Annotated in this window: 16 protein-coding genes and 1 tRNA gene; 6 read left to right on the top strand and 11 right to left on the bottom strand. The window is 72.5% G+C overall.

Annotated elements, in window-relative coordinates; translation table 11 throughout:
- Positions 1 to 157: 157 nt before the first annotated feature.
- Positions 158 to 247, bottom strand: a tRNA-Ser gene (locus tag ACTZWW_RS21230).
- 321 nt (positions 248 to 568) lie between these two features.
- On the opposite strand from ACTZWW_RS21230, the gene ACTZWW_RS21225 reads away from it, so the two are divergent.
- Together ACTZWW_RS21225 and eno are read left to right on the top strand one after the other, a co-directional pair.
- Entirely contained in the window at positions 569 to 1,537 is a 969-nt protein-coding gene (locus ACTZWW_RS21225) for a septal ring lytic transglycosylase RlpA family protein (RefSeq protein WP_444782962.1), read from the top strand.
- A gap of 120 nt (positions 1,538 to 1,657) precedes the next feature.
- Positions 1,658 to 2,944, top strand: a complete 1,287-nt coding sequence (gene eno, locus ACTZWW_RS21220) for a phosphopyruvate hydratase (RefSeq protein ID WP_444782961.1) — start codon at positions 1,658 to 1,660, stop codon at positions 2,942 to 2,944.
- A gap of 65 nt (positions 2,945 to 3,009) precedes the next feature.
- On the opposite strand, the gene mazG is transcribed toward eno, so the two are convergent.
- The gene (gene mazG, locus ACTZWW_RS21215) at positions 3,010 to 3,822 is read right to left on the bottom strand and encodes a nucleoside triphosphate pyrophosphohydrolase (RefSeq protein WP_444782960.1); all 813 of its coding nucleotides are present in this window, start codon (positions 3,820 to 3,822) and stop codon (positions 3,010 to 3,012) included.
- Positions 3,823 to 3,941: 119 nt separating this feature from the next.
- Between mazG and ACTZWW_RS21210 the strand changes: the two genes are divergently transcribed.
- The 3 genes from ACTZWW_RS21210 (at position 3,942) to ACTZWW_RS21200 (ending at position 6,519) form a co-directional block, all read left to right on the top strand.
- Positions 3,942 to 4,265 carry a hypothetical protein gene (locus ACTZWW_RS21210; protein WP_444782959.1) on the top strand — a complete coding sequence of 108 codons (324 nt, stop codon included), beginning with the start codon at positions 3,942 to 3,944 and terminating at the stop codon, positions 4,263 to 4,265.
- 225 nt (positions 4,266 to 4,490) lie between these two features.
- Positions 4,491 to 5,306, top strand: coding sequence for an MBL fold metallo-hydrolase (locus tag ACTZWW_RS21205; RefSeq protein WP_444782958.1), 816 nt, complete (start codon positions 4,491 to 4,493; stop codon positions 5,304 to 5,306).
- A 115-nt stretch (positions 5,307 to 5,421) separates the two neighbouring features.
- A complete protein-coding gene (locus tag ACTZWW_RS21200) occupies positions 5,422 to 6,519 on the top strand; it encodes an ion channel (RefSeq protein WP_444782957.1) in 1,098 nt (365 codons plus the stop codon).
- Positions 6,520 to 6,561: 42 nt separating this feature from the next.
- On the opposite strand, the gene ACTZWW_RS21195 is transcribed toward ACTZWW_RS21200, so the two are convergent.
- From ACTZWW_RS21195 to ACTZWW_RS21155, 9 genes are all read right to left on the bottom strand, one after another.
- Entirely contained in the window at positions 6,562 to 7,002 is a 441-nt protein-coding gene (locus tag ACTZWW_RS21195; protein WP_444782956.1) for a hypothetical protein, read from the bottom strand.
- A gap of 60 nt (positions 7,003 to 7,062) precedes the next feature.
- Positions 7,063 to 7,860 carry an MBL fold metallo-hydrolase gene (locus ACTZWW_RS21190; RefSeq protein WP_444782955.1) on the bottom strand — a complete coding sequence of 266 codons (798 nt, stop codon included), beginning with the start codon at positions 7,858 to 7,860 and terminating at the stop codon, positions 7,063 to 7,065.
- The gene (locus tag ACTZWW_RS21185; RefSeq protein WP_444782954.1) at positions 7,857 to 8,666 is read right to left on the bottom strand and encodes a TatD family hydrolase; all 810 of its coding nucleotides are present in this window, start codon (positions 8,664 to 8,666) and stop codon (positions 7,857 to 7,859) included. The genes ACTZWW_RS21190 and ACTZWW_RS21185 overlap by 4 nt, the downstream gene beginning before the upstream one ends.
- Before the next feature lie 13 nt (positions 8,667 to 8,679).
- A complete protein-coding gene (gene metG, locus ACTZWW_RS21180) occupies positions 8,680 to 10,236 on the bottom strand; it encodes a methionine--tRNA ligase (protein ID WP_444782953.1) in 1,557 nt (518 codons plus the stop codon).
- Between the two features lie 45 nt (positions 10,237 to 10,281).
- On the bottom strand, positions 10,282 to 11,343 hold the full coding sequence (locus tag ACTZWW_RS21175) for a DNA polymerase III subunit delta' (RefSeq protein WP_444782952.1): 1,062 nt from the start codon (positions 11,341 to 11,343) through the stop codon (positions 10,282 to 10,284).
- Positions 11,336 to 12,034, bottom strand: a complete 699-nt coding sequence (gene tmk, locus ACTZWW_RS21170; protein ID WP_444782951.1) for a dTMP kinase — start codon at positions 12,032 to 12,034, stop codon at positions 11,336 to 11,338. Before tmk ends, ACTZWW_RS21175 begins: the two co-directional genes overlap by 8 nt.
- Positions 12,035 to 12,040: 6 nt before the next feature.
- The gene (locus ACTZWW_RS21165) at positions 12,041 to 13,273 is read right to left on the bottom strand and encodes a D-alanyl-D-alanine carboxypeptidase family protein (protein WP_444782963.1); all 1,233 of its coding nucleotides are present in this window, start codon (positions 13,271 to 13,273) and stop codon (positions 12,041 to 12,043) included.
- 194 nt (positions 13,274 to 13,467) lie between these two features.
- A complete protein-coding gene (locus ACTZWW_RS21160) occupies positions 13,468 to 14,682 on the bottom strand; it encodes an MFS transporter (RefSeq protein ID WP_444782950.1) in 1,215 nt (404 codons plus the stop codon).
- Positions 14,683 to 14,801: 119 nt separating this feature from the next.
- Positions 14,802 to 15,203 (bottom strand): DUF350 domain-containing protein, encoded by a 402-nt coding sequence (locus tag ACTZWW_RS21155; protein WP_444782949.1) that lies wholly within the window; start codon positions 15,201 to 15,203, stop codon positions 14,802 to 14,804.
- 93 nt (positions 15,204 to 15,296) lie between these two features.
- Here ACTZWW_RS21155 and ACTZWW_RS21150 point away from each other — a divergent pair, with 93 nt between their 5' ends.
- On the top strand, positions 15,297 to 16,736 hold the full coding sequence (locus ACTZWW_RS21150; protein ID WP_444782948.1) for an MFS transporter: 1,440 nt from the start codon (positions 15,297 to 15,299) through the stop codon (positions 16,734 to 16,736).
- The last annotated feature ends 131 nt before the right edge of the window (positions 16,737 to 16,867 follow it).

Raw genomic sequence — 16,867 nt, 5'->3', positions numbered from 1 at the left:
TGTCAACCATTCATCCGGTCAGATCTGTCAACCTTTTATCCGCTGGACACGAAGGCCGGAGGGTGGGGAGGGTGGCGAAACGGCTTGCGAGGTGATCGAGAACGTCCCCACGCGAGACGCTGCCCGTCTGCCGTCTATCGTCCGTCCGTCAGTCTCGTGGCGGAAGGGGTGGGATTCGAACCCACGGTGGGCTCGCGCCCACGGCGGTTTTCAAGACCGCTGCCTTAAACCACTCGGCCACCCTTCCGGCGCGCCAGTCGTAGCGCGGTGCGCGGCGCGTGAAAAGCGCGCCGTTCGGGCGCAGCCGGGGACGCCGTGGCAGAAGGGTGACACCGCTCGGGGAAATGCGGATCCGCCTCGGTCGGGAAGCAGGAACAGGATTAGAACTTTCGGGGCTCTTTCCTGGAACATCGTCTCTCCGAGCCGGAACCATGGCGAATGCTTGTCATCCCCGCCGCATTCTGGGCATAGTCCGCCGAAATCGTGCCGCCGCGTGACGATGGCGACAGCCCGAGTCGCGAGGGCGAGGACCGCCGGTGCGAGCGGCGGAAGTGATGGGACGCTGGACATGGTGGCAGTGACGCGCGCGACGGGCCTTCTCATCCGGATCGCGGCCGTTGGGACCCTCGCCGTGACGCTCGCCGCGTGCGGCACGCGCGTCGCGGTCGATCCGCAGCTCGGCGTCTCGGCGAGCGAGCGCGTCGCGGGCGAGGACGACGAGATCGCCAAGGGCGGTGGGAGGGCGCATGTCGGGCGGCCCTACACCATCGCGGGACGCACCTACGTGCCGCGCCACGACCCCGGTTACAGCGCCGAAGGCCTCGCCTCCTGGTACGGCGCCCGCTTCCACGGCCGCAGGACGGCGAACGGCGAGGTCTTCGACCGCTTCGCCCTCTCCGCCGCGCACACGACGATGCCGCTGCCGAGCTACGCGCGCGTCACCAACCTCGACAACGATCGCTCGATCATCGTGCGCGTCAATGATCGCGGGCCGTTCCACGGCAGACGCATCATCGACGTCTCCCGCGCCGTGGCGGATACGCTCGCCTTCCGCGGCGCCGGCGTGGCGAGGGTACGCGTCGACTACGTCGGGCCCGCCTCGACCCAGGGCAGCGACGACGAGATCCTGATGGCGACGCTGCGCACCGACGGGCAGCTCGCGCAGATGCCGATCGAGGGCGCGACGACGATCCAGGTCGCCTCCGCCGGCGGCGCGCCGCAGGTGGACCGCACCCCGCTCGCCGCCGCCGACCGGCCGGTGGCCCCGACCCTCGCCTTCGCCTCCGCCTCCACCCCGGCGACGATGGCGCTGCCGATCCCACCCGCGCGCCCGAGCGTGCTCGCCTCGGCGCAGCCGACGGCCGTGAACGCCTCCCTGCCGGGCGCGACGCCCGCGGCGGCGCTCGAGAGCACCGCGGAGGCGACGCCGCTCGTCGGCATCTTCTTCGCCGCCCCGGACCAGCCGGCCACCGGCTTCGTCCGCTCCGGGCCCTTCGCCGACGTCGCCGCGCAGCCGGGCGCGAGCCTGCGGCGCTGACGCCACGCGCCGCGGAAAGCGGGCGCGTCTCGCATCCTCGTCTTGCAAGCCGGGCGCGTGCGGCGTAAGTGCGCGCACGAACGCCCCGGCTTCCGGCCCCCGACGAACGGAGAGACGCGCATGACCGCCATCGCCAACATCCTCGCCCGCCAGATCCTCGACAGCCGCGGCAACCCGACGGTCGAGGTCGACGTCTACCTGGAGGACGGGGCGATGGGGCGTGCTGCGGTGCCGTCGGGCGCCTCGACAGGCGCGCACGAGGCGGTGGAGCTGCGTGACGGCGACGCCGGGTACTACAAGGGCAAGGGCGTGCTCAAGGCGGTCGACGCCGTCAACGGCGAGATCCTCGACGCCGTCGTCGGCATGGACGCCGAGGACCAGGTCGCCGTCGACGGCGCGATGATCGATCTCGACGGCACGCCCAACAAGGCTCGGCTCGGCGCGAACGCGATCCTGGGCGTCTCGCTCGCGACGGCGAAGGCGGCGGCGATCTCCTGCGGCCTGCCGCTCTACCGCTACGTCGGCGGCACCCAGGCGCGCACGCTGCCCGTCCCGATGATGAACATCGTCAACGGCGGCGCGCACGCGGACAACCCGATCGACTTCCAGGAGTTCATGGTGATGCCGATCGGCGCGCCCTCGCTCGCCGAGGCCGTCCGCATGGGCTCCGAGATCTTCCACACGCTGAAGGCGGGCCTCAAGAAGGCCGGCCACAACACCAACGTCGGCGACGAGGGCGGCTTCGCGCCGAACCTGCCGTCCGCCGAGGCGGCGCTCGACTTCGTCATGAAGGCGATCGAGGAGGCCGGCTACACGCCCGGCGACGACGTCGTGCTCGCGCTCGACTGCGCGGCGACGGAGTTCTTCAAGGACGGCGCCTACGTCTACGAAGGGGAGGGCGGCAGGCGCCGCTCGCCGCAGGAGCAGGCGCAGTACCTGGCCAAGCTCGTCGCGGACTACCCGATCCGCTCCATCGAGGACGGCATGGCGGAGGACGACTGGGAGGGCTGGGCCGCGGTGACGTCCGCCGTCGGCGACCGCTGCCAGCTCGTCGGCGACGACCTCTTCGTCACCAACGTCGAGCGGCTCTCCCGCGGCATCGCCGAGCGCGTCGGCAACTCGATCCTCGTCAAGGTCAACCAGATCGGCTCGCTCACCGAGACGCTCGCCGCCGTCGACATGGCCCACCGCGCCGCCTACACGGCGGTGATGTCGCATCGTTCCGGCGAGACCGAGGACGCGACCATCGCCGACCTCGCCGTCGCGACCAATTGCGGGCAGATCAAGACCGGCTCGCTCGCCCGCTCGGACCGCACCGCGAAGTACAACCAGCTCATCCGCATCGAGGAGGAGCTCGGCACGAGCGCTGTCTACGCCGGGCGCGGCGCGCTCAAGGGCCGTATCTGACACGTAGAACGGGGCCGGGTCTCGGCCGGGCGGGGCTCGGCCAGCCGGACCCGCGCTCTCCCGGCTCAGGCGTCCGGGGCCTTCCCCTTCGCCGCCACCCAGTGCCGCTCCATCTCCTCGAGGCTCGCCTGCGCGAGCGTGCGGCCCTGCGCGGCGAGCGCGTCCTCGATCGCGGCGAAGCGGCGCGTGAACTTCGCGTTCGTGCCGCGCAGCGCCGCCTCGGGATCGACGTCGCAATGGCGCGCGAGGTTCGCGACGGAGAACAAGAGGTCGCCGATCTCGTCGGCGATCGCGGCCTTCTCGCCCGCGGCGATCGCCTCCTCCACCTCGGCGAGCTCCTCGCGGATCTTGGCGATGACGTCTTCCGTGCGCTCCCAGTCGAAGCCGACCTTCGCGGCGCGGCGCGTGAGCTTGTCCGCGCGGGAGAGGGCAGGGGCGGCGGCGGGCACGTCGTCGAGATGGCGCGCCGGCCGCTCGCCGCGCGTCGCCGCGCGCTCGGCCTTCTCGGCGGCCTTGATCTCTCCCCACAGCGCCTTGATCTCCTGCGGCGAGCGCGTGCGCGCCTCGCCGAAGACGTGCGGGTGGCGGCGGACGAGCTTCGTCGTGATCGCCTCGACCACGTCGCCGAAGGAGAAGGCGCCGGCCTCCTGCGCCATCCGCGCGTGGAAGACGACCTGGAGCAGCAGGTCGCCGAGCTCGTCGCGCAGGTCGGCGAGGTCGCCGCGCTCGACCGCGTCAGCCACCTCGTAGGCCTCCTCGATCGTGTAGGGCACGATGGTCTCGAAGGTCTGCGCCACGTCCCAGGCGCAGCCCGTCTGCGGATCGCGCAGGGCCTCCATGATGGCGAGGAGGCGCTCGATGTCCTGGGAGGGGGTCACGTTCGGCTCCGCGTCTTCGGGGACGGCTTCGGCGGCGGCTTCGGTCTCATGGTTCACCCGTCCTTAACGCGACCCGCGCAGTTTGACGAGACGTCGAGTCGAAGCCGAGTTGCGTACGCATGTCCTCCGGTTCCCAGCGTTCCTCCGCCACCCTGATTCCCTTCCCGCTGCGCCCCGCGCCGATCCCCGCGATCGAGCGCTCCCGCGAGCTCCAGAAGCGCCTGATGGACGCGGTCTTCGCGTCCGGCGCGCTCGAGGTCGAGGCGCAGGACACCCCCACCAAGCGCCTCGCCGCGCGCCTCCAGATCCTCGGCTTCGTCGCGATCGAGGAAATCGCCGAGGCCGGCGACCGGCGGCGCCTGCGCCCCTCCGAGGCGATCGAGGCCGCGCCGGGCCTGGCCTGGCGAGTCTCGCGCGCGGGCGCCGGCGCCCGCATCGCCTGAGCGGGGCAGGGGGGCTACGCCCACCTCATTCCATCCACTCATGATCCCGTACGCGCTCGTTCGCCCCGTCGAACGCCCTCCGCTCGCGTCTCGCGTCATTCCTTGCGCACATGCAAGAAACGCCGTGAAACACAGGCGCAGCAAAGCGTCGCACTCACGAGGTCGTCATTTCCCGCGGCTCTGGGTTCGGTCATCCTGACGCCTGACCCACGACGGAGGGCGCGGATGACGCATGGTCGACCCTTGATCCGACGGCTCGCCGGGCTGGCCTTCGCGGCCGTGCTCCCGCTCGCCGCGCCCGTGTCCGCTCAGGCCGACCCGCTGCGCAACTGCCCGCCGATGCTCGCCGGCCTCGACGGCCTGATCCATCGCGCCGCGCTGTCGCACGACGAGGCGGCGCTCACCTTCGTGGGTCACGCCACGTTCCTGATCGAGAGCGCTGCGGGCGTCACGGTGGCGACCGACTACAACGACTACGTCCGGCCGGACATCGTGCCGACCATCGCCACGATGAACCGTGCGCACCGCACGCACTATTCACTCGCGCCCGATCCCGCGATCGCGCATCTGCTCCGCGGCTGGGACCCGCAGGGCGGGGCGGCCGAGCACGATCTCGAGGTCGCCGACGTGCGGGTGCGCAACGTCACGACCAACATCCGCTCGGGCGCCGCCACGGCCTACGACGAGAACTCCATCTTCGTGGTCGAGACCGCCGGCCTGTGCATCGCCCATCTGGGGCACCTGCACCACGTGCTCGCGCCCGAGCATCTCGTCGCGCTCGGCCGGGTCGACGTGGCGCTCGCGCCCGTGGACGGCTCCTACACGCTCGACACCGAGGGCATGATCGAGACGCTCAGGCGCATGGGGCCACGGCTCGTCGTGCCGATGCACTTCTTCTCGCCCCTGCGCCTGGAGGCGTTCCTGGAGGCCGCGAGCCCGCATTTCGAGATCGCCCGCGCCGGCAGCGACTCGGTGATCCTGTCGCGGGACGGGCTCCCGCAGCGGCCGACGGTGCTGGTGCTCGACGGTCCCGGGCGCTGACGGCGAGGGTAGGGTGCCTGCGATCGGCCGAAGGACCCTCGGCCGGAACCGCTCCGACGGCCGGACGGTTCACGGCAGGCGGGCCGCACAGGGCCCGCGCAACCGCTTCGACGCCGTGCCCACGCTCCTCGCCGCCCTCTCCCTCGCCCTGTCGATCTGCATGCTCGTGCCCGCCGGCGCGCAGACCGACGCCGCCGATCCGCCTCCGCTCGATGTCGTCCCGATCGGGAGCGAGCGCGAGACGCTCGTCGTCGGCATCGCCGAGATGCCGCCCTGGACCATTCGGCTGGAGGACGGCGCATGGTCGGGCGTCGCCGTTGATTTGTGGCGCATCACGGCCGAGGAGCTGGGCCTCGGGTATCGGCTCGTCGACGCCGAGGGCAGGGGGCTCGCGCAGGGCGTCGTGCAAGGTCGCTTCGACCTCGCCCTGCCCCTCGTCGCCGACGCCGAGGTCGAGCGCCTCGCCGACCTCACTGTCGCCATCGAGGCTGCGCCGGTCGGCGTCGCGCGGCTGCGCTCCAACGGTGTCGTCGAGGTCGTCCGCAACCTGGTCGGCATCCAGTTCGTCGTGATCGTCGCGAGCCTCTCGGTTCTGCTGCTCGCCGTCGGTGCTATCGTCTGGGCGATCGAGCGACGGGGCAATCCCGATCAGTTCTCGCCGGGCGTGGTGCGCGGGCTGGGCGACGGCTTCTGGTGGGCGGGCGTGACGCTCACGACCATCGGCTACGGCGACAAGGCGCCCGTGACGCTCGCCGGGCGCGGCGTGGCGATGCTGTGGATGCTGGTCGGCCTCGTCGTCTCGGCCGCGCTCACGGCGTCGCTGGTGACGCTCGCCGGCGTCGGCGACGGCACGCAGCGCATCGCGCTGCCGGACGAGCTGCGCGGCGAGACCGTCGGCGCGCGGCCCGGAAGCGCCGTGGCCGCGCTGCTGGACGCGTCGGGGATCGCGATCGAGTCGTTCGGCTCGGTGGAGGACGGGCTCGCGGCCGTGCGCGACGGCCGGATCGACGCCTTCGTCGCTCCCGCGCCGACGCTCGCTGCAACCGTCTCCGGCAGGCTCACCGTCGAGGAGACGCGCGCACGCCCGCTGCACATCGCGGTCGCCGCACCGGAAGGCTCGCCGCTCGTCGAGACGGTCGACCGCGCGTTCCTCGACCGCCTGGCGACCCCGGGCTGGCTGGATCTGCGCCGGCGCTACGCGACGGGTGGCTGAGGAGGGGGATCTTCGATGGATCTGGGGAGCGCATAAGATATATTATGGAACCAAGAACCGCATGCAGGCCGTCATGTCCGGGATCGCACCATCGCCACCGATATCGGCCTGACGCTCCTGGACGCATCGCCGTATGTGCTCCGTCCGCTCGAGCGTGCCGACTGCGAGATCGGCGTGGCCGGTCGTCGTGGCGGCATACACGCCCACGAGGCCCGCTGCGCCGAGGGATCCGGCCACGAGTGCCCACATGGTGATCCAGATGCTCGCGACGACCGCTGCGACCGGCGCCCCGGTCGCGGCGGCCAGTGCGCTCGCGACAAAGGACGCGGCTGTCGTCGCCACGCCGCGCGGCATCGATGCGCCCGCCCAGAGCGCGAGCCCGGCAGCCCCCGCGATGGCGACCGGTCCGTTGCCTTGCAGAGCCCCGATCACGAGCGGCGCGGCACCGCAGGCGAAGGGCAGGAGCGAGAGGACGGTGGGCATGGCTTGGTCTCCGACAGGCTCGACGCCGCGACCATCGCCCAACCGCCGGCAAGCGACAAACTACGCCTCGATCGTCATCCCGTCATAGGCCGGCTCGACCCCGTCCGGCAGCCTCGCGGCCAGCGCGCGATAGTCCAGATCCGTGTGCAGGTTCGTCAGCACGGCGCGGCGCGGCCTCACCCGCTCGACGAGCGCCAGCGCCTCGGACAGGCTGTAGTGGGACGGGTGCGGCGTCTCGCGCAGGGCGTCGATGACGAGCGTGTCGAGGCCAAGCAGCATCGCCTCCGCCTCCGGCGGCATGTCGCTGACGTCGGGGGCGTAGGCGAAGTCGCCGAAGCGGAAGCCGAGCGCGTCCTGCGCGCCGTGGCGCAGGCGGAACGGCCGCGCCTCGATCGGGCCGCCGTCACCCTCGACGACGATGGGCTCGCGGTCGCGGATGCGCCGCTCCTCGAGGATCGGCGGGTAGTCGCTGCCCTGCGGCGTCGCGAAGCAGTAGCCGAAGCGCGAGAGCAGCGAGGCCGACGTGGCGTCGTCGCACCAGACGGGGATGCGCCGGCGCATGTGGATCACGAGCGGGCGCAGGTCGTCGATGCCGTGGGTGTGGTCCGCGTGATCGTGCGTGTAGAGAACGCCGTCCAGGTGCCTGATCTCGTGGTCGATCAGCTGCAGGCGCAGGTCCGGCCCGGTGTCGACGAGCACGCTCGTGACGCCGTCCGCACCGCGCCGCGCGACGTGCAGCGCGCAGCGCCGCCGGCGGTTCCTCGGCTCCGCGGGATCGCACTTGCCCCAGCCCGACCCGGGGCGTGGCACGCCGCCCGAGGAGCCGCAGCCGAGGATCGTCGCGAGCAGGCCGCTCATGCGCCCTCCCCGGCCGGCGCGACGCCGTCGGCCGCCGCCGCCTTGCGGAAGAGCCGGTAGAAGTTCGCGGTGGTGACGTCGGCGAGCGCCGCGGGCGCGAGGCCGAGCGTCTGCGCGAGCGAGGCCGCGGTTATCGCAACGTAGGCCGGCTCGTTCGGCTTGCCGCGCTTGGGCTGCGGCGCGAGGTAGGGCGCGTCGGTCTCCACGAGGATGCGTTCGAGCGGAAGCGAGCGGGCGACGGCCCGCAGCTCGTCCGAGCGGTTGAACGTGACGATCCCCGAGAACGACAAATAGAGTTCGAGCTCCACGCCCACCCGCGCCAGCGCCGGACCCGACGAGAAGCAGTGCAGCACGGCGTCGAAGCGCCCGCGGCCCATCTCCTCCGTCAGGATCGCGATCATGTCCTCGTCCGCGTCGCGGGCGTGGATGACGAGCGGCAGGCCGCTCTCGCGGGCGGCGGCGATGTGGGCGCGGAAGACGCGCGCCTGCACGTCGCGGGGGCTCTTGTCGTAGAAGTAGTCGAGCCCCGCCTCCCCGATCGCGACGCAGCGCGGATGGCGCGCGAGATCGACCAGGGTCTGCGGGGAGACGTCGGGCTCGGCGGCGGCATTGTGCGGGTGCGTGCCGATCGAGCAGAAGATCCGCGGATCCCGCTCCGCCAGCGCGCGGTAGGTCTCGGCCTTGGCGACGAAGGTCGAGATCGTCACCATGCGCCCGACGCCCGCAGCCTCGGCGCGTGCGAGGACGCCGTCGAGGTCGTCGCCGAGACCCGGGAAGTCGAGGTGGCAATGGCTGTCGATCAGCATCGCGCGGCGCGCCTCAGCCCGGGTCCGTCTCGGGCGCGACGAAGCGCGGGAAGATCGGCGCGGGGGCGGGCAGCGCGGTGCCCGGCGCCGGCCGACCGCCCTCCCCGATGTCCGCGAGCATGCGCCGGTCCACGGGCACGGCGAGGAGATCGAGCAGCTTGCCGGCGGACTCGGGGATCGCGGGCTGCGCCGCGATCCCGACCGCGCGCAGCACCTCGATCGTCGCCCAGAGCACCGTCTCCATGCGCGCCGGATCGCTCTTGCGCAGCGCCCACGGCTCCTGGGAGGCGAAGTAGCGGTTCGCGTCTGCGACGACGGCCCAGATCTCGGCGAGCATCCCGTGGACGGCGACGCTCTCCATGGCCGCGCGCGCCTTCGCCGGCAGCGCGTCCGCCGCCGCCAGGATCTCGCGATCGGCGTCCGCGAGCGCGCCCGGCGTCGGCACCCTCCCCTCGCAGTTCTTGGCGATCATCGACAGCGAGCGCTGGGCGAGGTTGCCGAGGTCGTTGGCGAGGTCGGCGTTGATGCGGTTGGCGATCCCCTCCGGCGAGTAGCTGCCGTCCTGGCCGAACGGCACCTCGCGCAGGAAGAAGTAGCGGATCTGGTCGACGCCGTAGGTGTCCGCGAGGTTGAACGGGTCGACGACGTTGCCGACCGACTTGGACATCTTCTCGCCCTTGACGAGCAGGAAGCCGTGGCCGAACACCCGCTTCGGCAGCGGGAGGCCCGCCGACATCAGGAAGGCCGGCCAGTAGACCGTGTGGAAGCGGGTGATGTCCTTGCCGATGACGTGCATGTCCGCCGGCCAGTACTTCGCCCGCGGCGCATCCGGATCGGGGAAGCCGGTGCCCGAAAGGTAGTTCGTCAGCGCGTCCACCCACACGTACATCACGTGGTCCGGATCGTCCGGCACGGGGACGCCCCAGTCGAACGTGGTGCGCGAGATCGAGAGGTCCTCGAGCCCGCGCTTGACGAAGGCGACGATCTCGTTGCGCCGCGCGGTCGGCGCGATGAAGTCCGGGTTCGCCTCGTAGTGGGCGAGGAGCCGCTCCTGGTAGGCGGAGAGGCGGAAGAAGTAGCTCTTCTCCTCGATCCACTCGACCGGCGAGCCGGTCGGCGCGAGGCGCTTGCCGTCGGCCGCCGTGGTCAGCTCGCCCTCGTCGAAATAGGCCTCGTCACGGACCGAGTACCAGCCGGAATACGCGCCGAGATAGATGTCGCCGTTCGCCTTCATGCGCCGCCACAGCTCCTGGACGGAGGCGTGGTGGTCGGCGTCGGTCGTGCGGATGAAGCGATCGAACGCGCAGCCCAGCCGCTCGACCATCGCCGCGAAGCGCGCCGCCATGCGGTCCACGTACGCGCGCGGCGTCGTGCCGGCCTTCGTCGCCGCCTGCTGGATCTTGAGCCCGTGCTCGTCGGTGCCCGTCATCGCGAGGACGTCGTAGCCGTCGATGCGCTTGAAGCGGGCGATGGCGTCCGTCGCGATCGCCTCGTAGGCGTGGCCGATGTGCGGCTCGCCGTTGGGATAGGAGATCGCCGTCGTGATGTAGAACGGCTTCTTGTCGGCCATCGTCGATCCCTCGCGCGGGCGGGTGCCTCGGGCGCCTCACCCAGACTATCTCGTCGCGCGGACCGCTTCGGCAAGGTCCCCGAACAGCGTCAGGACCAGGGGTCGCCGGTCGAGATTGTAGGTGTCGGCGTCGGCGGCGGCGCGGGCGGACTTCTCACATACCTCGACGAGCGGCGCAAGGCGACGCGCCCCCTCCCCCGCCCGCGCGGAGATCACGCCCGCCGCCCAGCGCTCGACGGTCTCGAGCACGATCTCGAGGTCCTGCTCGGCGCCGCGCCGCGCGAGCCGGTCCGCCAGCGCGCCGACCTTGCGCCAGTCGACCGCGGGCAGCGCCGCGAGCAGCCCCTCGACGGCCCGAAGCGTGGCCGCGCGATCGGGATCGAGCAGCGCCACGGCGCGGCGCGCGGAGCCGTCGGCGGCGGCGATCGCGGTGGCGAGCGCGTCGTCGGGCGCCGTGCCGATCGGGTCGGGCAGCGAGCGGATCACCCGCGCGAGCGCCTCGTCCGCGAGCGGACGCAGGAGGAGCTTGCGGCAGCGCGAGCGGATCGTCGGCAGGACGCGCTGGGGCGCGTGCGAGACGATGAGGAACAGCGAGCGCGGCGGCGGCTCCTCGACCATCTTGAGGAGCGCGTTGGCCGAGGCCGGGATCAGGTCCTCGGCCGCGTCGACGATGCACACGCGATAGCCCGCGTCCGCCGCGGTGGAGGCGAAGAGCTGGAGGCCGCGGCGGACCTCGTCGACCGGGATCGTGGTCGAGGCCGCCTTCTTGTCCGTCGCCGGCACTCGGCGCAGGACGAACAGCCCGGGATGCGAGAGCGCCGCCACCTGGCGCGCGGCCCGGGCGCCCTCGGGCAGGTCCAGGCTCGCGACCGCCTCGGGCGGGCGCCCGCCGCGGTCGAGCAGGAACTTCGCCACGCGATAGGCGAGCGTCGCCTTGCCGATTCCCTCCGGCCCGCCGATCAGCCAGGCATGGTGCATCCGGCCCAAGCCGTAGGCGTCGAGGAAGGCGCGCTCCGCCTCCGCGTGGCCGAAGAGCACGTCGCGTTCGCGCGGATGCGGCGCGCCGGGAAGCTGGTCCGGCTCCGCCTGCGGTGTCTTCTCAGCCATGGGCGACGTCCGCCTCGGCGGGCTGGTGCTCGGACGCGGGCGGGGCGAGGCGTGGCAGCACCGCCGCCGCGATGCGCGCGGCGACCGTGTCGACGTCGCCGGAGGCGTCGATCAGCACGCAGCGCTCCGGCTCGCGGGCGGCGATGGCGTGAAAGGCCTCGCGCAGCGTCTCGTGGAAGGCGCGGTCCTCGCCCTCGAAACGATCCGCCGCGTCGCCGCCCTCCCCCGCCCCGCCCCCGTCCCGCCGCGCGGCGGCGCGGGCGAGGGCGGTCGCGACCGGCAGGTCGAGGACGAGGGTGAGGTCCGGCCGCGTCCCGCCCACGGCCCAGCGCTCGAGCGCGTCGATGAGGGGGGCGGCGACGGCTCCCGCCGCGCCCTGGTAGGCGCGGGTGGAATCACTGAACCGGTCGCACAGCACGATCGCGCCCCGCGCCAACGCCGGCCGGATCGTCGCCGCCACGTGGTCCTGGCGCGCGCGGGCGAAGAGCAGCGCCTCCGCGAAGGGGCCGAGCGCCTTCGCCTCCCCCGCCAGGATCGCCCGGCGCAGGTCCTCCGCGTGCGGCGAGCCGCCGGGCTCGCGGGTCGCGACGACCTCGTACCCCGCCGTGCGCAGGCGCGCGGCGAGACGGCCGACCTGGGTGGACTTGCCGGTCCCCTCCCCGCCCTCGAACGTGATGAAGCGCGCCGCCATGCCCCGTCACGAGGCTCCTGCCGGAGCGTCTTCTGCGGTGTCGGGATCGCCGAAGATGGCGCGGCGGATCGCGCCCGCTCCGAGCTCCCAGAGCCCGTCGACGGCCCGGCGCGACACCGGCCCCCGCCCGACGGATGCCGCCGTCTCGAGCGGCGTCTCCAGCGCGAGCGTGTCGCCGCGCATCACCCGCAGGACGCCGACCCGCGTGCCGGCCTCGACCGGCGGCATCAGCGGGCCGCGATAGACGATGCGCGCCGAGAGGCGCTGGTCGTCGCCGCGCGGCACCAGGATCTCGATCGGCTCCGCCGCGGCGAGGGCGACCCAGGGCGTCTCGCCGCCGTAGACCTGCGCCTCCCCGACCGTCTCGCCCGCCTCGAACAGGCGGCGACGGTCGAAGGCGCGAAAGCCCCAGTCCAGCAGCTTGCGCGCCTCGTCGGCGCGGGCACGCGCGGTCGCGAGCCCGTTGACCACGACGACCAGCCGCTGCCCGTCGCGCACCGCCGAGCCCACGAGGCCGTAGCCGGATTCCGTGAGGAAGCCGGTCTTCACCCCGTCCGCGCCGATGTTCATGGTCAGCAGGTCGTTGCGGTTGCGCTGCGTGATGCCGTTCCAGGCGAAGCTCTCCTCGCCGAAGATCGCGTAGATCTCGGGCGAGCGCTCCATCAGGTGGAGCGTCAGCTTCGCGAGCTCGCGCGCGGTCGTCACCTGCTCGGGGTCGTGGTAGCCGGTGGCGTTGCGCCAGACGGACTGCGCGAGCCCGATCTCGCGGGCGTGCTGCGTCATCATCCGCGCGAACCCCTCCTCGGATCCGGCGATGCCCTCCGCGGCGGCGATCGCCGCGTCGTTGCCCGACTGCACGATGATGCCGCGCAGCAGGTCCGGCAGCGCGATCGTGCTGCCCACCTCGGCGAACATGGTCGAGCCGCCGGACGGCGCGCCGCCCGTGCGCCAGGCGTTCTCGGAGACGGTGAACACGTCGTCCTGCGACAGGCGCCCCTGGCGGAGCTCCTCGGCGATGGTCTCGACCGTCATGATCTTGGCCATGGAGGCGGGGACCATGAGCACGTCGGCGTTCTTGGCGAAGAGCACGGTCCCCGTCGCCGCGTCGATCAGGAAGGCCTGCTCCGCCGCGGTCTCGAAGGCGGAGGCCTGCCGAGGCGCGAGGGCGGCGATCGCGAGCACGAGGATGGCGAGGAGGGAGAGGGTCGCGCGCAGGACGTCACGCGCGCCGGGAGACACGGTGGACAAGACGCTGCTCCGTTGCGAGGCCTCGGGCACCTTGCGCGAGGCGAATGCAGAAATCAACGCCGCCGCGGGCGCAGCGTTCGCCGCCCCCCTGCCGCCCCCCTGCCTCCCCGAAGGGGAGGAGTCCGCGCGAAGCGCGGGCGGTGGGGCCGTTCGACCGTGAACGCGAGCCAGTCCGCCTCCCCGCTCTACCGCGTCCCCGCCGGATCGACGCGCCGAGCGGGGTCGGTACGCACCAGGATCAGCCCCGCCACCGGGCCGAGGATCGCCACCGTCGCCGCCGCGAGGGCCAGCGTGGCCCCCTCCCCGATCAACGCGAAGCCGGCGCCGATCAGGGCCGGGCCGAGCGCGCCGCCGAGGAAGAAGAAGCAGGCGTGCAGCGCCGTCGCCGAGCCCCGCGCCTGGGCGGCGAGCTCGGTGACCGCCGTCTGGAAGGAGTTGTGCATCATGTAGAAGCCGAGCCCCATCGCCAGGAAGGCCGCCGCCATCAGCCGCCAGTCCGCGACGAGGACGAGGGCGGCCACCGCGGCCGCCGCGACGAGGCCCCCGGCGGCGACCATCCGCGGCATGCCGAGGAAGCGCAGGAGCGTGCGCACCAGCGCGGAGTAGACGAGCCCTCCGATCGCGAAGCCGGCGAGCGCGAGACCCGCCTCCGCCGATCCGCCCGCGTCGCGCCGCTCGAGCAGGACCGCCGCGAAGGGGAACAGCCCGAACAGCGCCGCCGCCTCCACGAAGACGAAGGCGAACAGCGCCCGCGCCCGCGGCATCGCCAGCAGCATGCGGTAGCGGTCGCGCGCGACGCCGACGTCGAAACGCCCCGTCGGCTCGCCCGCCCGCCGCGAGGCGAGGTAGACCGCCAGCAGCGCCGCGCCGGCGAGCGCCGCCGCGAGCCCGAACACGCCGCGCCAGCCGATCACGAGGGCGAGCACGCCCGACAGCGAGGAGCCGGCGAGCTGTCCCAGGATGATCGCGACGAGGAAGCGGCTGATCGCGACCTGCCGCCCCTCCATCCCGACCCGGTCCCCGATCGCCGCGAGCGCGAGCGGGATCACGCCGCCGGCGGCCGCGCCGGCGATCACGCGCAGCACGAACAGCGTCGTCTCGTCGGGCGCGAAGGCGGAGGCGACGAGGCTCACCGTGAGCACGGCGACGCAGGCGCGCATCACCCGCAGCTTGCCCACCGCGTCCCCGATCGGGCCGAGGATCGGCTGGATCAGCGCGTAGGGCAGCGCGAATGCGGTGGCGAGGAGCGCGATCGACTTCACCGACACCGCGAGATCGGCCGCGATCGTCGGCACCAGCGGGTCGACGATCCGCGTCGAGAACGTGGAGGCGAAGCCCGCCACCGCGAAGATCGCGATGGTGAGCGCGATCGCGCGCTGGTCGTCCGTCCTGTCCGTCATCGCTCCGCCGGCCGCCGTCGAGGGAGGCGCATCCTAGCGGTCGGCGCGCGTTCGGGGCAGTGCCGGGATGCGCATGCCGGCCCTGCGGCGCACGGCTTCCGCCGGACGCGGCGCCCGGCTCAGAACCGCATCGCGGACGCGTTGAGGAGACCCGCCGATACGCTCGCCGCGCCGAGGAACAGCGCGGGCGCGATCTCGCCCTTGGCGATGCGCGGCGAGAGGTCGGGGACGACGAGCCGCACCAGGAAGTAGACCGCGATCTGCACGACGAGCGCGACGCCGCCCCACACGACGAGGTCGAGCACGGTCACCGCGAACACCATCGCCGAGGAGAGCGGGATCGCGAAGCCCACGAGGCTCAGGCCCAGCGCGAGGGCGGCGGAGGGGATGTTGCGGCGGATGAGCGCGAACTCGTTGTGCGCCGTCGCGAATGTGTAGATCGCAAGATAGAGGGCGACGAGCGCCGTCGCGAGGACGAAATCGAGAAGGAATCCCGGCAGGACGGTCAGAATCGACGGCATCGCGTTATACCCACCCTCAGGCCCGATTCGGGCGCCCGCAGCATAGAAGTCCTCGGGCCGGCGTGCACGGCCTTCGCGAGAAAGGACCGACCCTTGCGTCATCGCCGCATCGCGCCCCTCATCGTCGCCACCGCCCTCTTCATGGAGACGACGGACTCGACGGTGATCGCGACGGCGCTGCCCGCCATCGCCGCCGATCTCGGCGAAGACCCGATCGCGCTCAAGCTCGCCATCACCTCCTACCTGATCGCGCTCGCGGTCTTCATCCCGGTGAGCGGCTGGATGGCGGATCGGTTCGGCGCGCGCACGGTGTTCCGTGCCGCGCTCGGCGTGTTCGTGACGGGCTCGATCGCCTGCGCCTTCGCGGATTCGCTCGGCGGCTTCGTCGCCGCGCGCTTCTTCCAGGGAATGGGCGGGGCGATGATGGTGCCGGTCGGGCGGCTCGTCATCCTGCGCGGCATCCCCAAGAACGAGCTCGTCGGCGCGCTCGCCTTCCTCACCGTCCCGGCGCTCGTCGGCCCGGTGCTCGGCCCGCCGATCGGCGGCTTCATCACCACCGCCTTCTCCTGGCGCTGGATCTTCATCATCAACGTGCCCATCGGCCTTCTCGGCATGGTGCTCGCGTCGATCTTCATCGAGAACCTGCGCGAGGAGGACACGCCGCCGCTCGACTGGCGCGGCTACCTGATGCTCGGCACGGGCCTCGCCCTGGCGATGCTCGGCCTCGCCACCGCCGGGCGCCACCTCTTGCCGCTCTGGGCGTCGGCGGCGAGCCTCGGGGCCGGCGTCGCGCTGCTCGCGCTCTACCTGCGCCACGCCCGGCGTGTCGCGCACCCGGTGATGGGCTTCTCGCTGATGGCGCTGCCGACCTTCCGCGCCGGCGTCGTCGGCGGGGCTCTGTTCCGGCTGGGCGTGGGGGCGATCCCCTTCCTCCTGCCGCTGATGCTCCAGCTCGGCTTCGGGCTCGACCCGCTGAACTCGGGGCTCATCACCTTCGCCGCCGCCGCCGGCGCGCTCTTCATGAAGACGCTCGCCGCACGCATCATCCGCGCTTTCGGCTTCCGCTCGATCCTCGTCTGGAACAGCCTCGTGTGCGCGGTGTTCATCGCGGTGATGGGGATCTTCAGGCCGGAGATGCCCTACGTCGTCATGCTCGCGATCCTGCTCGTCGGCGGCTGCTTCCGCTCGCTGCAGTTCACGGCGCTCAACGCCCTCTCCTTCGCGGACGTGGTGCGCCGGGACATGAGCCAGGCGACGACGCTGTCGAGCGTCGTGCAGCAGGTGGCGCTCGCGGTTGGCGTCACCATCGCCGCCTTCGCGCTCGAGGCCTTCAGCGCGCTGGCGGGGAACGATCGGCTGGTCACGGCGGACTTCACGCCCGCCTTCCTGTTCATGGCCGCGCTGTCGGGCCTCGCCTTCTTCGTCTTCGCCCGGCTCGACCCCGACGCCGGCGCCGAGATGTCGGGCCACCGGCGCAGCCTCGGCCCCGCCCCGGCGTCGCCCGACCGGGATCCGTCGACGAAGGCGCCCTGAGTGCGCGACGCGGGGCTGCTCTGCTCATCCTGCCCGACAAGCGTTGCGGAGGTCGATCTCGACGCCGGCGAACCTTCTCCTTCCCTGTAGGATTCCTCTGCGAAACGGCGTTGTCCGCCGCCGTCGGCTCT

It is taken from the genome of Salinarimonas sp. NSM (genome assembly GCF_052380005.1).
Classification (GTDB): Bacteria; Pseudomonadota; Alphaproteobacteria; order Rhizobiales; family Beijerinckiaceae; genus Salinarimonas.
This window is presented reverse-complemented; position numbering and strand designations above follow the sequence as displayed.